Source organism: Nocardioides ferulae (assembly GCF_003660455.1).
Taxonomy (GTDB): Bacteria; Actinomycetota; Actinomycetes; order Propionibacteriales; family Nocardioidaceae; genus Nocardioides; species Nocardioides ferulae.
Map to the genome: position 1 here is coordinate 103679 of NZ_QZVR01000019.1, position 14287 is coordinate 117965.

Here is a 14287-nt window from a genome sequence, read left to right on the forward strand (position 1 = left end):
GATCCAAACCTATCCATGCCTTGGTGACCTCGGGCCGGCGCACGCCACGGATGGTCAGACGGTGAGCACGATCTTGCCGATGTGGCCGCTGTCGGCCATCAGCCGGTGTGCGTCGGCGACCTGCTCCAGCGGCATCGTGCCGTGCACGACCGGCCGCACCCGCCCCTCGGCGACCAGCGGCCAGACGTGCTCGACGACCGAGGCGCAGATGGCCGCCTTCTCGCCGACCGGTCGCGCCCGCAGTGAGGTCGCGATGACCGCTCCGCGCTTGGCCAGCAGCCGGGCGATGTCGAGCTCGCCCTTGGTGCCGCCCTGCATGCCGATGATCACCAGCCGGCCCTCGGTGGCGAGCGCCTCGACGTTGCGGGGGAGGTACTTCGCGCCCATGTTGTCGAGGATCACGTCGGCGCCGCGCCCGTCGGTGGCCGCCGCCACCTCCGCGACGAAGTCCTGCTCGCGGTAGTCGATGGTCACCTCCGCGCCCAGCGCGGCGCATGCCTCGAGCTTCTCGGCGGAACCCGCGGTGGTGATCACCCGTGACCCGAGGGCCGCCGCGAGCTGGATCGCGAGCGTGCCGATCCCGCCGGCGCCACCGTGCACCAGCAGGGTCTCGCCGGGCTGGAGGGCGGCGACCATGAAGACGTTGGACCAGACCGTGCAGGCGACCTCGGGCAGCGCCGCCGCGGTGACCAGGTCGACGCCGGCGGGCACCGGCATCAGCTGGCCCGCAGGCACCGCGACCTGTGAGGCGTAGCCGCCGCCCGCGAGCAGCGCGCAGACCTGGTCGCCGACCGACCAGCCGGTGACGCCCTCGCCGAGCGCGGCGATGGTGCCGCTGCACTCCAGCCCGATCACCTCCGAGGCCCCGGGCGGGGGTGGGTAGAACCCCTGACGCTGCAGCAGGTCGGCCCGGTTCACCGCGGTGGCGGCGGTGTCGACGAGCACCTCGCCGGGGCCAGGTTGCAGGTCGGGGACCTCGGCGACGGACAGGATCTCGGGACCGCCGGTCCCGTCGGCGATGACGGCGCGCATGCCGGTCACCTTAGGGCGTGGCTCCCAGGCCACCCCGGGCGATGGTCAGTCGTCGAACCGGTCTCCGGTGTGGTCGACACCGCTGTCGTCGGGGACCTCGTCGTCCACGTCGATGGGGTCGGGCGCGTTCGCGGGGCGGTCCCACTGCTCGGCGAGCGCCTGCGCGCGCGCTGCCAAGGCCTCGACGGTCTCCGGGTCGGCGTCACGCGCGCCGGCGGCGTAGCCGAGGAGGTAGGCGGTCACCGGTGCGGCCGGACGCTCGACGTTCTCCGCGGCGGCCTTGGTGAGGTCGCTCAGGAGCCCCTCGTCCACTTCGGTGTCGATGTCGAGGACGTCGCTCAGCTCGTCGATCCAGTCGTGCAGGTTCACGAGGCCAGACTCGCACAACCACCGCCCGGCCCGGCAACCGATCCCGCCCTCGGCTTGATGAGACGACGCTCACCCACGCTCGCTCACTGGAGGTCGCGCAGATCCGTCCAGGTGTCGACGTCGCGGTGCTCCCGGCCGGCCGCGGCGACCTCGGCGAGGTCCAGCCCGGCGAGCAGCCGGTGCAGCGGCATCCCGTGCTGGCCCTCGCGGTCGGGCCGCACCGCGTCCAGCCGACCCCGGTCGACGACCAACGCGAGCTGGCGCCTCCCGTCGGGCGCCACCAGCACCGCCCCGTCGTGGCCGGGCGTGGCCTCGTGCAGCCGCCGGAACGTCGCCGCCGTGAGGAACGGCATGTCGACCGCGAGCACCGCGACGGTGACCGGCCGCCGCAGCAGCGCGTCGACGCCGGTCAACAGCCCGGCCACCGGGCCACCGTGGCGGGGGTCCTCACGAGTGAACGTGACCGGGCGGTCTGTGGGCACCGGGTCGCCGACCACGACCACCTCCACCGCGTCGATCACCGCGTCGAGGGCGTGCGCGAGCAGGGTGCGCCCGGCCAGCTCGATCGCGGCCTTGTCGACGCCGTCCAGGCGCGCAGCCGTGCCACCGGCCAACACCACGGCGGCGTACCCCGTGGCACCGGGAGAGAGTTCCACCGGCTCAGTCTCGCACCGCGGCCGCGGTGCGTGGGCAGGGCACGGCACACTGGGCCCATGACCGGGCCCACGACCACGACGCAGGCGTCCTCGCGCCCGGCCGGCTCCGCTCTCCGGGTGGCCGCGGTCCAGGCGGCGTCCGGGCTGGACCCGGCCGAGAACCGGGCCCGGCTGGCCGACCTCTGCCCCGACGCGACCGACCTCGTCGTGCTCCCCGAGGCGTTCGCCCGCGACTTCGGCGAGGCGGGCTCCGACGTGAGCGGCCACGCCGAGCCGTTGGGCGGGCCGTTCGACGCCGAGCTCGAGGCGGTGGCCACGGCCCGCGACACCACGGTGGTGGCCGGCATGTTCGAGACCGGCGCCGACCCGGCCCGGCCGTTCAACACGCTGCTGGTGCGCGGCGCCGCCCGCGCGGCGTACCGCAAGGTGCACCTCTACGACTCCTTCGGCTACCGCGAGTCCAACCGGCTGACCGCGGGTGACCCCGACCCGGTCGTGGTGGAGGTCGGGGGCTTCGCGGTCGGGCTGATGACCTGCTACGACCTGCGGTTCCCCGAGCTGGCGCGGGCACTGGTCGATCGGGGAGCCGAGGTGCTGGTGGTCCCGGCGGCCTGGGTCGCCGGTCCGCGCAAGGTCGACCACTGGCGCACGCTGGTGCGGGCCCGGGCGATCGAGAACACGGTCTTCGTGGTGGCGGCTGGCCAGCCGGGGCCGCGCTACACCGGCCATTCCATGGTCGTCGACCCGCTCGGCGACGTGCTCGCGGAGGCCGGCGACGGGCCGGCCACCGTGACCGCGACGTTGACCCGCGAGGCGCTGGTCACGGCCCGGCGCACCAACCCTTCGCTGGCCAACCGGCGACTGTAACCTTCAGCGTCGTGCCTCGCTCCCGTCCCCGACGCCGCGCCGAGAAGCCGCCGCCGGTGTGGCGGCGCTGGCGGGACCGGTCGACGGCGCGGGCCGAGGCGTTCGCCGGCTCCCGCGCGGCCGTGGTCGTGTGGTCGGTCGTCGTCGCCCTCGGCACGGCGGCACTGGTGGCCCGGATGGTGCCGGTCGGGCCCGAGCTGCTCGGCGGCGCGGGCGCGGTCACGGTGGCGACGGCCTACACGGTCGCGCTCGCCGCACGGGGCGGTGGCCGACCGGTGGTGTTCGGCGCGCTCGCGCTCACGCTCGGCGTCGCGGTGCTGGTCGTGGATCGCGACGCGCTGCGCTCCGGCGCGGCCGTGCTCACCTGCTCGGTCAGCGCCGTGCTGGCGGTGATGGTCACGGTGCCGGCGGTGCGGTTCTGGCAGGCCGCCCGCGAGTGCACGGTGGCGGTGCTGGTCGCGGCGGTCGGGGCGCTCGCCACGGTCGGGTTCGAGCCCGCGCTCACCCTGGCCCGCTTCGAGCACGTCACCCTCGCGCTGTCGCTCGGCTGGGCGCTGGTCACCGTCCACCAGCTCGGCGCCGGGCTGCACGGCCTCGGTCGCCGCGGCCTGATCGCGGTGGTCGTCGGCAGCCTCGCGCTGGCGGTGATCGTCGCCTACGCCGAGCTGCTGCGCCGCTACGGCACCCCCGGGCTCACCGGTCGTCTCTTCGACGGTGTGGTCTGGAGCCGGGAGAACCTGGGGGCGTTCCCCCGCCCGATCGAGGCCCTGGTGGGGGTCCCCGCGTTGGCGTGGGGCTGCCATATGCGGGCCCGGCGCCGGCAGGGCTGGTGGGTGTGCGCGTTCGGGGTGGCGGCGGCGACCCCGGTGGCCAACGCGTTGGTCAACCCCGGCATCACCCGGGTCGAGGCGGCACTCTCGGTCGGCTACGGGCTGGTCGTCGGTCTGTTCATCGGCTACCTGCTGATCCGGCTCGACCTGGCGGTGTCCGGGTCGCGTGGCCGCCGCTCGCGCCGGGCCGAGGAGGCCGCGGCCGTCCGGCCCGAGCCACCCCGGCACCACGCACTGGCCTGAGAGCACCCACCGCGCCGGCCGTTCGGCGTACCTCGCGGTAACGGCTAGGTTCGCATCCATGGCACGCGCGCAGCACACCGAGATGGTCGCGGAGATGGTCGCGAACGTGCTGGTGGTGACGGTCGCGCCCGGCGACCGGGTCGAGGTGGGCGACACGGTGGCGCTGCTGGAGTCGATGAAGATGGAGATCCCGGTGATCGCCGAGGCGGCCGGCACGGTCAGCGCGGTCAAGGTCGCCGCCGGCGACGTCGTGCAGGAGGGCGACGTGCTGGTGCAGCTGGAGCCCACCCGGATGTGAGCCACTGGCAGAGGGGGCGGGATTCGAACCCGCGGTAGGTCTCCCTACGACCGCTTTCAAGGCGGTTCCGATAGGCCACTCCGGCACCCCTCCGTGGGACCGGGCGGCGAGGCCCGGCTCCACGCAGGGGAGTCTAAGCCGACCGCCTACTCGGAGCCGCCCAGCTCGAGCTCGATCTCGTCGTAGGCGAGGTCGCGCACCCGCTGGGCGTGGTGCACCAGGTCGAAGCTGAGGCGGAGCACCTCGTGGCGCAGCTGCCGCGGATCGCCCTCGTCGACCAGTACGCCGGCCAGGGTCCGAACCCGGGCCAGCAGTGCGGCTCGCTGGCGCAGGACGCTGCCGCCACGGGCCGCCAGCCAGGTGCCCGCGGCAGGGTCGGCCTCGCGGGCCAACAGCTCGTGGACGGCGCCGAGCCGGCGGCGCACCTCCCACCGCCACTGGCCGGACTCGGCGGCGCCGGTCGCGGGCCGGTCGAGCAGCTCGGCGAGCGCCGCGATCTGGGAGGGGGCCCCGGGGAGCAGGTCCGCGAGGAGCGCGCGGGCGGGTGCGGGCAGTGTGTCCGGATCGGGGACCGATCCCGTGCAGCCGCTGGCCTGGAACGTCATGTCAGTGGTCATGGCGACCTCCTGGGCTGGGCACGGCGCGCGCCGGTTCTCCCGAGTGTGACCCCCGGAACGGCTCGCGGCAAGGGTGGGTGACCTGGCCGACAGGGCGGTCTTGTTCAATCTGGGGTATGCCCGCTGTCCCCGACTCCACCTCAGGGCCCGATGCTCACCCCACCGACTATCGGATGGCACCGCCGGTGGCCGCGCGCTTCGTCGGTGCCGCGCTGCTGCTGCTCGCGGTCGTGATGTTCGCGGCCACCGCGGTGGTCGCCGCCGCCGACCTCAACGGCGACCTGCTGGTCGTCGTCCTGGTGCTGGGCGTGGCCGGCGTGCTCACCCTGGGCTGGTACCTGCGCTCGCGCGCGTACGTCGTCCGGTTCAGCGACGAGGGCTATCGGGTCCGGTTCGTGCGTGGCGCCGGCGTGCGCGAGGCGTCCTGGCGGCAGGTGCAGGAGGTGGTCACGGCCTCGCCGAACGGGATCCCGTGCGTGGTGTTGAGACTCGGCGACGACGGCGCCACGACCGTCCCCGTCGAGGCGCTCGCCGTGGATCGCGAGCAGTTCGTGCGGGAGCTGCGCGAGCGCCTGCGCAGGGGCAGCGGATCGCGCCCGCTGTGAGTCGCCGACCGGTCTCCGGGGTGCCTGATTGGTCGTGGCCCGGTCCGGCCTTGTAGCCTTGCTGCGCTGTCGAGGAGGCGTCGCCTAGTCCGGTCTATGGCGCCCGCCTGCTAAGCGGGTTTGGGGCTAAAACCCCATCGAGGGTTCAAATCCCTCCGCCTCCGCCAGCCACCGGCCCCCATCCGCACGGATGGGGGCCGGTGCCGTTCCCGGCCCCGGCGCGGCCATGTCAGCGACTGGACTGCAGGAATGTGCAATGCAATTTCATGAGGCAGCCGTTCCCCCACGCGATCTCGGCAGGTGCTTGAAACTCATGTCAACAGGGCCCGCCCGCGGCCCGCAGGACTTCGAAGGTAGAGGACTATGAACATCGCACGGAAGGTTGCTATCGCACTCCTCGCTGGGACCATGAGCCTCGGCCTTCTCGGGATTTCCGCACCTGCCCACGCCGACACCACGTGGGGCTACCGCATCGTCAACGGCGGGAAGTGACCGCCTGACGCCACCTGCTTCGAGACGAGGGCCCGACTCCCCCACTTGTCCGGTCCAGTGCCCATCCCCCGGCCCGTCTCGAACACACGAGGGCAGTGACCTGAGGGTCGCTGCCCTCGTGCTGTGTCCGGGTCACGCGTCGTCGTCGTGGGTGTCCTCGTTGCCGGACAGCCCCCGCTGGCCGATGGTGTAGCCGAGCTGGAATCGGGTCTCGGCCTCGAACTCCTCCTTCAGGTCGGCGACATAGCCGGCGTAGGTGCGGGGGCTGACCCCGAGCCGCTTGGCGGAGACCGGATCGGGGTGGCCCTCGATCAGCATCCGCAGCGTCATCGCGCGCTGCTCGGCGGCGATGTCCTTCATCAGGGAGATCTCGCGGCTGGTGAACGGCCGTGCGCGCTCCCAGCTGCGCTCGAAGACGTCGACCAGGTAGGCGACCACCGACGGCTCGCGGATCGCCAGGGCGACGCTGAGGTCCTCGCCGCTGGGGATCACCGCGACCCGCCGGTCGAAGACGATCATCCGGTTGAAGAACTCGTCGAGCGTGCGCACCTCTCCGCCGCGCGCCGTCACCTCGGCGACGTACTGTCGGGTGGCGCTGCTGCGGCGGGCGCTGTGCTGGTAGAGCGTGCGGATCTTCGCGCCGCGCTCGAGCAGCGCGGTGTCGCGGAGGATGCCCGTGGGCAGTAGTCGCAGGTCGCGCCCGGTCTGCGGCTGCGCAGTGAGGGCCTCCTCTTGGCATTCCGCTGTCAGTGCTGCCAGGAACGGGTCGATGGCCTCGGCGTGCAGATAGGTGAACGGGCCGCGCTCGGAGGCCTGCGGCGCCCGCCGCCAGGCCTGCGTCACCGCGTCGAACGCGTGCGCCCAGCTCGAGGACTCCTCGATCAGGCGAGCCCCCTCCCGGCCGAGCGGGGTGATCACCCGTGCCTGGCTGCCGGTGGGGTCCTCGGCGACCCAGGTGTCGGTGTCGCGGTCGCGACGCAGCAGCCCGAGCCGCACCAGAAGGTCGAAGGCAGGGCGTTGCGGGGCGCCGTCGGCGAGTCGCTTGTCGTCGACGGGAAGCCCACCGGCGGTGAGCACCTCCTCGTAGAGCGCGCTCGCCTCCTGCTCGAAGAGCGCGCGCTCCTCCGGGCCGTACTCGGACACGACTCCCCTTTCGGCCTCCCCCGCGATCAGGACCCCGAGCACCGTCATGTTCCCACAGACGGCAGGAGGGCTCCGCCCACAGTGGACGAAGCCCTCCTGGCGATCGCGTCACAGCACGGACGCGACCGGTCGGTCAGAGACCCAGCCGGGCCTTCAGCCCGTCGAGCTCGGTCCAGAGCACGGTGGGCAGCTGGTCGCCGAACTTGTCGAACCACTCCTGGATCTGCGGCACCTCGGCCTTCCACTCCTCGGGGTCGACGGCGAGGGCCCGGGCCAGCTGCTCGGGGGTCACGTCCAGCCCGTCGGTGTCCAGTGCCTCGGGGGTCGGCACATAGCCGATCGCCGTCTCGGCGGCCGCAGCCTGGCCGTCGATGCGCTCCACGATCCACTTCAGGACGCGGCTGTTCTCGCCGAACCCCGGCCACAGGAAGCCGCCGTCGTCGTCGCGGCGGAACCAGTTGACGTAGAAGATGCGTGGCAGCTTCGCCGCGTCGTTGTCCTTGCCCATCTGGATCCAGTGGGCGAAGTAGTCGCCGGCGTTGTAGCCGATGAACGGCAGCATCGCCATCGGGTCGCGACGCACCACCCCGACCTGGCCGACCGCCGCGGCGGTGGTCTCCGACGACAGCGTGGCGCCGAGGAAGGTGCCGTGGGTCCAGTCGCGGGCCTCGAAGACCAGCGGGACCGTGGTCTTGCGGCGACCCCCGAACAGGATGGCGTCGATCGGCACGCCGCGCGGGTCGTCGTACTCGGGGGCGAGGATGTCGCACTGCTTGATCGGGGTGCAGTAGCGGCTGTTCGGGTGGCTGGAGAGCTCCTCGCTGTCGGGAGTCCAGGGCTCGCCCTTCCAGGAGGTGGCCTTGGCCGGCGGGTTCTCCAAGCCCTCCCACCACACGTCGCCGTCCTCGGTGAGCGCCACGTTGGTGAACACCGAGTTGCCCTTCTCGATGGTCTTCATCGCGTTGGGGTTCGTGTGGTGGTTGGTGCCGGGGGCGACGCCGAAGAAGCCGTACTCCGGGTTCACCGCCCACAGCCGGCCGTCGGCGCCGACGCGCATCCAGGCGATGTCGTCGCCGAGGGTCTCGACCTTCCAGCCGGGCACGGTCGGGGCGAGCATGGCGAGGTTGGTCTTGCCGCAGGCGCTCGGGAAGGCGGCGGCGACGTACTTCACGACGCCCTCGGGGCTCGTGAGCTTCAGGATCAGCATGTGCTCGGCCAGCCAGCCCTCGTCGCGGGCCATCACCGAGGCGATCCGCAGGGCGTAGCACTTCTTGCCGAGCAGGGCGTTGCCGCCGTAGCCGGAGCCGAACGACCAGATCGCGCGCTCCTCGGGGAACTGCACGATGTACTTGGTGTCGCTGCACGGCCAGGCGATGTCGTCCTGGCCCGGCTCCAGAGGCATGCCGACGGAGTGGATCGCCGGCACGAACTCGGCGTCGAGCTCGGTCATCTTGGCGAGCACCTCGGTGCCCATCCGGGCCATCACGCGCATGGAGACCGTGACGTAGGCGGAGTCGGTGAGCTCGATGCCGAACATCGGCTTCTCGGCGTCGACGTGGCCCATCACGAACGGGATGACGTACATCGTGCGACCGCGCATGCACCCGTCGTAGAGACCCCGCATGAGGGTCTTCATCTCCTCGGGGTCCATCCAGTTGTTCGTGGGCCCGGCGTCCTTGGGGTCCAGCGAGCAGATGTAGGTGCGGTCCTCGACCCGGGCGACGTCGTTGGGCGTCGACGCGGCGTGGAAGGAGTTCGGCTTGATCGCCGGGTTCAGGCGGGTGAACGTGCCGCTCGCGACGAGGGCGTCGGTGAGCTGGGTCCACTCCTCGTCGGAGCCGGTGCACCAGTGGATCGAGTCCGGCTGGGTCAGCGCGGCGACCTCGGCGACGAAGTCGAGGATGCCCTGATGGGTGGTGGGTGCCGAAGCAGCGATCCCCGCCGCCTCGAGGTGGGCAGCGGGGATGGTGGGGGCGGGTGCCTGGGTCTCTGCGGTCATGCCTGGTTCCCTCTCGCGCGTTCCCGGTGCGCCGTGGCCGGGGCACCGGTCCGTCGGGCTGGACGACGGAGGTGTGTTGCTCTGGGGATCGCGCGACGTCGTTGGCGGCGACCGTCTAGGATGGGACCCGGATTTGTCCCAAGTGCGGCGAAACCCGGAGTGGGGTCACGGTACCCACGGCCTACGGCCGGAACATATTGGATCGATCAACCATGGGTGGTGTGCGTCACAGTGCGCGATCGCGCCGGCTCGCACGGCCTCATTCCTCGGCGACCGCGCGGACGAAGCCCCAGGCGTCGGCCTTGTCGAGCCGCGCCAACAGCAGGGTCCGGCCGTTCACCCTCGGGACCGGGATGGCGGCGACGACCGGCCCGTCGGGCACTTGGAAGAGGAGGAGTTCGCCGGCGCGCTGCGCCGACTCCTGGGCGCGGACGAGCGCGCGTTCCGAGCCGGCGGCGAACCGGAAGGCGGACTGCCACGACGTGTGGCCCTCGTCCAGGCGGGCCTCGGCGCCCACCAGCGTCGCCCGTTGCGACGTGCCTGCGGTCGCGTAGGTGTCCCCGTCAGCGGTGCAGATCAGGCCTGCTTCGGGAGCGGGTGTGCAGGCCAGCGGTGTGAGCACCCTGCTGCCCGCGACGAGCACGAGTGCGCGGCTGCCGGACCAGGACGGCACGGAAGGGGTGGCCGCGATGTCCTCCGGCGGCATCGCCGACGTGGCCTCCTCCTCGGGGCGGAGATCGCGGTCGGCGCCGGCATCGCAGGCAGGGACCAGGAGCAGCGCGACGAGCGCGACCAGCAGCCGGACGGGCCGAGTCCGCACGGGGACCATCCTCCGATCCTCCGCCTGTTCGCTGAGGGTTGGGGGCGGTTTGCGGCAGTTGCGGTGTTGCGTGCGCGACGGGGGGCGATTTCGGCTCGCGCCGTCCGGTCCGCTATCCTCGTCCAGTCGTCCCACGGACGGCGGGCGCCCGTAGCTCAACGGATAGAGCATCTGACTACGGATCAGAAGGTTTGGGGTTCGAATCCCTACGGGCGCGCAGATCGGATCTACCGCATGACCTGCGCAAACAGGTTCAGAGGCCCGCATCCCGTACTAGGGAGCGGGCCTCTGCCGGCTCAAGAACTGGCTCAAAAACTCTCGGGGACGCCAGTGCCGGGTCCAGTCGCGGCCCGTCACGTCCCCCCAGGGCGTCCCCCCGAAAGTCGACAGCGTCCCCCCGCGTCCCCCCGGTTTCGTGATCGCCCGGGACCGGTCTCCGCACTTTGGTGCCACATGGAGACCACCACACACCCCAGCCCCCTGACCACGACCGCAGCCGACACCCTGCTGCTCACCCTCGACGAAGCCGCCCAGCAGCTGCGCTGCGCACGACGCAGCGTCGAGCGCCACGTCGCCAGCCACCGGCTGCGCGTCGTCCACCTCGGCCGCTCCGTGCGCGTGGAGCGCCAGGAGCTCGAGCGGTTCATCGCCCAGATGCGAGACCAGCACGCCGAGGACCTCGATGAGTAGGCCCCGCAAGCCCGTCGAGCAGACCACCTCCACGCTCTACCGGGGCGCCGACGGCTGCTGGCATGCCCGGGTCACGATGGGGCGACGCCCAGACGGCAGCACCGCGCGCAAGCACATACAGCGCAGGACGAAAACCGAGCTGCGCGACGCCGTCCGTGACCTCGAGCGCCGTCGCGACGCCGGCACCTACGTCTGGACCCAGGACGACGTCACCCTGGGCCAGTGGCTCGAGCACTGGCTCGAGTCCGTGCTCCCGATGACGGCGCGGTGGAAGACTTTGTCGACCTATCGCAGCCAGATGCGTGTCCACGTCGTCCCTGCCCTCGGCGGTCGGCGACTCAGTGAGCTCCGCCCCGAGCACCTCGAGGAGCACTATCGGCGGATGCAGACTGAAGGTCACTCAGTGCACGTCATCCGCGCCGTCCACCGCGTTCTGCGGTCCTCGCTGAATGAGGCCGTACGGCGCCGCCGGCTGGCCACCAACCCGGCGGTAGCGGCCAGGCCGCCACGCGCCGCGGACGTCGAGGTCGAACCGCTCTCGGTCGAGGAGAGTCGCCGAGTCCTCGCCGCCGCGCAATCCACCTTGCATCCGGCCCGGTGGTCGATCGCGCTCTCGCTCGGCTTGCGTCAGGGCGAAGCGCTCGGACTTCTCTGGTCCGACGTCGACCTCGACGACGGCGTCCTCCGGATCCGTCGGTCTGTGCAGCGCCACACTTGGGAGCACGGCTGCCCGGCTGCCGGCGGTCTGCCTTCCTGCGGGCGAAAGCGCGGGGCCGAGTGCGATCACCGGACGGGCGGTGGACTGCAGCTGGTCGAGCCCAAGACGAAGGCGTCGAAGCGGACGGTCGTGCTGCCCCAGCCGCTCGTGGAGGAGCTGCGTGCTCATCGCGCCGTCGTGAACCGCCGACGCCTCGCAGCCGGATCCGACTGGGACAGCACCAACGACCTCGTGTTCCCGGCTCGAAGTGGCGGGCTAATCGATCCCGCGCGGGACCACACCGAATGGAAGGCCCTCCTCCAAGTGGCGAGCGTCCGGGAGGTCCGCCTCCACGACGCCCGACACACGGCCGCGACCCTCCTGCTGCTGCAGAACGTCGACATCCGCACCGTCATGTCCATCATGGGCTGGACCGAGATGGCCACTGCCCAGCGCTATACCCACGCCGTGGACGAACTGCGGCGTCGCGCCGCGCGACAGATGGGCGCACTGCTCTGGGATGACCAGATCGGAAGGTGAGTGCCGCTTCAATATCGACCGTAGTGATCCGTCGAGGCCACGGGCAACCCGCCCAGAATGACGCGGCACTCTGACCAGCCTGTATTGCGCAGGAGGGCGCTTCCCCGTCACATCAGGACGGGCAAGACTGTCCCTGCCAGGTCCTATCGTCGCGCTCGTGACCGATGAGGACGCTCGACCCCAGGACGAGTTGTCGGGTGCAGCAGAGGCCGATGAAGACGCCGACGCGACTGCTGCTCCCGCGATCGTCCCCTCGCTATCCGAGCGACGAGCTGAGGCCATGCGCCTGATGGCGGAGCCAGCCGCAGAGATGTGGGCAAGGGTCGAAGAACAGACGAAGGGCTACCGCGAGGTCAGCGAGCGCTTCGGCCGCACCATCCAGTCGGCCCTGAACCTCGACGCTCAGATCTCGGAGGCCGTGCCGAAGATAGACACCCCGGCGCTACTGCCTGAAATGGACTTCGGTTTCGGCTTGAACAAGCACCTCGAGCGCATGAAGCCGATCGAGCCGCCACGCTCGCTAACTCGGCACCTCGAGGAGATGCAGGAGCGGCTGGCAGCAGAAGCTGCCGAGCGCGAACTCCAAGAGGGGGAATGGGAGCGGGAGCAGGACGAGCTCGCGGCTGAGTGGGAAGCGGATCGTCAGCGACGCGAGGAACTCGACGCGGCACGGCACGACGCGATGCTGTCGGCGTTGAACCAGGGGGCTACGTACATGGCTCAAGGAGCCGTTCACATGGCTGTGACGGCCGAGCTAGTCGGCGACCTGCTCGACGAGCAGCGCTCAGCTCATGCGATACAGGTGGCGACCTTCCTGCTCGCCTACCTCGGCGTCGTAACCGCAGTGCTGGTGCCTGCTTGGGGCGCCCTCGACTGGGTCTGGCGAGCTGCGGCCGGCGGCGGAGTGGTTCTTGGAGTTGTCAGCATCCTAATAGCCACACGACGTCGATCCTGATCAGTCGAGGCGTTGTTGTTTGCTCTTGAACGCTGGCTACCGCTGCGCCACGGTGCCCACATGGTCTGCGCCGCTGCTACTCGGCCACCCACCCGCGCACCTACGACATCGACCGGTCCTCGGCTCGAAGGGCCTGACGATGCTGGCACTCGCCGAGGCAGCACAGGTGCACAAGACCTACGTAAGCAAGGTCTAGCACGGTCAGCGATTGTCGACCCTCGAGGTGCTCGACGCCTTTGCCAGAAAGCTGCAGGTGAGCGTGATCGAGCTTCTCGACGGCCTGTACCCGTGGGACTCGCAGAGGGCACCAGTCCGATCGCGACCCGTGGTCGAGCGGCGCCGCAAGACCAGCCCTGGCACTTGAGGCCGCGGCCGCGTCGGCCGGCGGAGCTGCGATCTCATGCGTCGCAGCTCAGCGAACAGCGCCCGGGAGCCGGGCCGCCCGGCGCTCGGGTCGCAAACCTGTAGCCAGCCTCCGCCGTCCGCTCAGCGCGGGGAGAAGCGGCCCAGGTTGACGGGAGTGAACTGACGATGCGTCGTCACGGTCAAGTCCGGTGGGGTGGTGTACGAGGTTGATCCTCCGGTTGGGCGTGTCGGTCAGGCCGTGAGGGCCTGGAGGTCCGAGTCGGTCACCTCCTCGACGATGATGTGGTCGACGGCCTGGGCTCGGGCGAGGACGTCGAGTCCGAGGTAGCGGCGGCCTTCTGCCCACTCGTCGTGCTGCTCGGCCAGGACTGCGCCGACGAGCCGGATGATGCTGGCTCGATCGGGGAAGATCCCGACCACGTCGGTGCGGCGCCGGATCTCGCGGTTGAGCCGCTCGTTGGGGTTGTTGGACCAGATCTGGCGCCAGATCTCCTTCGGGAACGCGGTGAACGCGAGGATGTCGGCGCGGGCCTCCTCCAGGTGGTCCGCGACGGTGGGGAGCTTCTCGGCCAGGGCGTCGACGACCCGGTCGAACTGGGCGTGCACGGCCTCGGCGTCGGGCTGGTCGTAGATCGAGTGCAGCAGTGCCTTGACCCAGCCCCAGGACGACTTCGGGGTCGCAGACATCAGGTTCGCCGCGTAGTGGGTGCGGCACCGCTGCCAGGCAGCGCCGGGCAGGGTCGCGCCGATCGCCGCCACGAGGCCGGCGTGCGCGTCGCTGGTGACGAGCTTGACCCCGGCCAGGCCGCGGGCGGTCAGGTCGCGGAAGAACGCCAGCCAGCCGGCGCCGTCCTCACTGGAGGTGACCTGCACGCCGAGGATCTCGCGGTGGCCATCGGCGTTGACGCCGGTCGCGACGAGCACGTGCACGGGCACCACGCGGCCGCCTTCGCGGACCTTGAGCACGAGCGCATCGGCGGCCACGAACGTGAACGGCCCGGCGTCCTCGTGTCCGCGTACGACCTCATGTGTAGGTGCAGGTACGGGCTGACGTGTTGGTCGGTCCCG

At 71.3% G+C, this 14287-nt stretch carries 15 protein-coding genes and 3 tRNA genes; 9 read left to right on the top strand and 9 right to left on the bottom strand.

Annotated elements, in window-relative coordinates; genetic code table 11:
* Window positions 1–54 precede the first annotated feature (54 nt).
* The 3 genes from D6B71_RS17825 to mobA form a co-directional block, all read right to left on the bottom strand.
* On the bottom strand, window positions 55–1032 hold the full coding sequence (locus D6B71_RS17825; protein WP_121257559.1) for an NAD(P)H-quinone oxidoreductase: 978 nt from the start codon (window positions 1030–1032) through the stop codon (window positions 55–57).
* Window positions 1033–1077: 45 nt separating this feature from the next.
* Window positions 1078–1401, bottom strand: a complete 324-nt coding sequence (locus D6B71_RS17830; RefSeq protein ID WP_121257561.1) for a DUF6457 domain-containing protein — start codon at window positions 1399–1401, stop codon at window positions 1078–1080.
* Between the two features lie 83 nt (window positions 1402–1484).
* Window positions 1485–2057: a molybdenum cofactor guanylyltransferase gene (gene mobA, locus D6B71_RS17835; RefSeq protein ID WP_121257563.1), complete on the bottom strand. Its 573-nt coding sequence runs from the start codon at window positions 2055–2057 to the stop codon at window positions 1485–1487.
* A gap of 57 nt (window positions 2058–2114) precedes the next feature.
* Here mobA and D6B71_RS17840 point away from each other — a divergent pair, with 57 nt between their 5' ends.
* The 3 genes from D6B71_RS17840 to D6B71_RS17850 are packed head-to-tail and all read left to right on the top strand — an operon-like array spanning window position 2115 to window position 4295.
* Complete coding sequence (locus D6B71_RS17840) at window positions 2115–2924, top strand: carbon-nitrogen hydrolase family protein (RefSeq protein WP_121257565.1); 810 nt, start codon at window positions 2115–2117, stop codon at window positions 2922–2924.
* Between the two features lie 11 nt (window positions 2925–2935).
* The gene (locus tag D6B71_RS17845) at window positions 2936–3997 is read left to right on the top strand and encodes a hypothetical protein (RefSeq protein WP_121257567.1); all 1062 of its coding nucleotides are present in this window, start codon (window positions 2936–2938) and stop codon (window positions 3995–3997) included.
* Between the two features lie 58 nt (window positions 3998–4055).
* Window positions 4056–4295 (top strand): biotin/lipoyl-binding carrier protein, encoded by a 240-nt coding sequence (locus tag D6B71_RS17850; protein WP_121257569.1) that lies wholly within the window; start codon window positions 4056–4058, stop codon window positions 4293–4295.
* Window positions 4296–4300: 5 nt separating this feature from the next.
* Here D6B71_RS17850 and D6B71_RS17855 read toward each other — a convergent pair.
* Both D6B71_RS17855 and D6B71_RS17860 read right to left on the bottom strand, forming a co-directional pair.
* A tRNA-Ser gene (locus tag D6B71_RS17855) sits at window positions 4301–4388 on the bottom strand.
* 53 nt (window positions 4389–4441) lie between these two features.
* Window positions 4442–4912, bottom strand: a complete 471-nt coding sequence (locus D6B71_RS17860) for a hypothetical protein (protein WP_121257571.1) — start codon at window positions 4910–4912, stop codon at window positions 4442–4444.
* 116 nt (window positions 4913–5028) lie between these two features.
* On the opposite strand from D6B71_RS17860, the gene D6B71_RS17865 reads away from it, so the two are divergent.
* Window positions 5029–5517 carry a hypothetical protein gene (locus D6B71_RS17865; RefSeq protein WP_126688309.1) on the top strand — a complete coding sequence of 163 codons (489 nt, stop codon included), beginning with the start codon at window positions 5029–5031 and terminating at the stop codon, window positions 5515–5517.
* A 73-nt stretch (window positions 5518–5590) separates the two neighbouring features.
* A tRNA-Ser gene (locus D6B71_RS17870) sits at window positions 5591–5684 on the top strand.
* 457 nt (window positions 5685–6141) lie between these two features.
* Here the strand turns inward: D6B71_RS17870 and D6B71_RS17875 are convergent.
* The 3 genes from D6B71_RS17875 to D6B71_RS17885 form a co-directional block, all read right to left on the bottom strand.
* A complete protein-coding gene (locus D6B71_RS17875; RefSeq protein WP_121257614.1) occupies window positions 6142–7152 on the bottom strand; it encodes a phospholipase D-like domain-containing protein in 1011 nt (336 codons plus the stop codon).
* Between the two features lie 133 nt (window positions 7153–7285).
* Window positions 7286–9151, bottom strand: a complete 1866-nt coding sequence (locus tag D6B71_RS17880) for a phosphoenolpyruvate carboxykinase (GTP) (protein WP_121257575.1) — start codon at window positions 9149–9151, stop codon at window positions 7286–7288.
* Between the two features lie 259 nt (window positions 9152–9410).
* The gene (locus tag D6B71_RS17885) at window positions 9411–9971 is read right to left on the bottom strand and encodes a hypothetical protein (RefSeq protein WP_126688310.1); all 561 of its coding nucleotides are present in this window, start codon (window positions 9969–9971) and stop codon (window positions 9411–9413) included.
* Between the two features lie 144 nt (window positions 9972–10115).
* Here D6B71_RS17885 and D6B71_RS17890 point away from each other — a divergent pair.
* The 4 genes from D6B71_RS17890 to D6B71_RS17905 all read left to right on the top strand — a co-directional run bounded on the left by D6B71_RS17890 (window position 10116) and on the right by D6B71_RS17905 (window position 12853).
* A tRNA-Arg gene (locus tag D6B71_RS17890) sits at window positions 10116–10188 on the top strand.
* Between the two features lie 236 nt (window positions 10189–10424).
* Complete coding sequence (locus tag D6B71_RS22920) at window positions 10425–10661, top strand: helix-turn-helix domain-containing protein (RefSeq protein WP_164519729.1); 237 nt, start codon at window positions 10425–10427, stop codon at window positions 10659–10661.
* On the top strand, window positions 10654–11898 hold the full coding sequence (locus tag D6B71_RS17900) for a tyrosine-type recombinase/integrase (RefSeq protein ID WP_121257581.1): 1245 nt from the start codon (window positions 10654–10656) through the stop codon (window positions 11896–11898). Before D6B71_RS22920 ends, D6B71_RS17900 begins: the two co-directional genes overlap by 8 nt.
* A 157-nt stretch (window positions 11899–12055) precedes the next feature.
* Window positions 12056–12853, top strand: coding sequence for a hypothetical protein (locus D6B71_RS17905; RefSeq protein ID WP_126688311.1), 798 nt, complete (start codon window positions 12056–12058; stop codon window positions 12851–12853).
* 597 nt (window positions 12854–13450) lie between these two features.
* On the opposite strand, the gene D6B71_RS17910 is transcribed toward D6B71_RS17905, so the two are convergent.
* Window positions 13451–14287: IS256 family transposase (locus D6B71_RS17910; RefSeq protein WP_240641529.1), on the bottom strand; the 837-nt coding region annotated here is incomplete at its 5' end.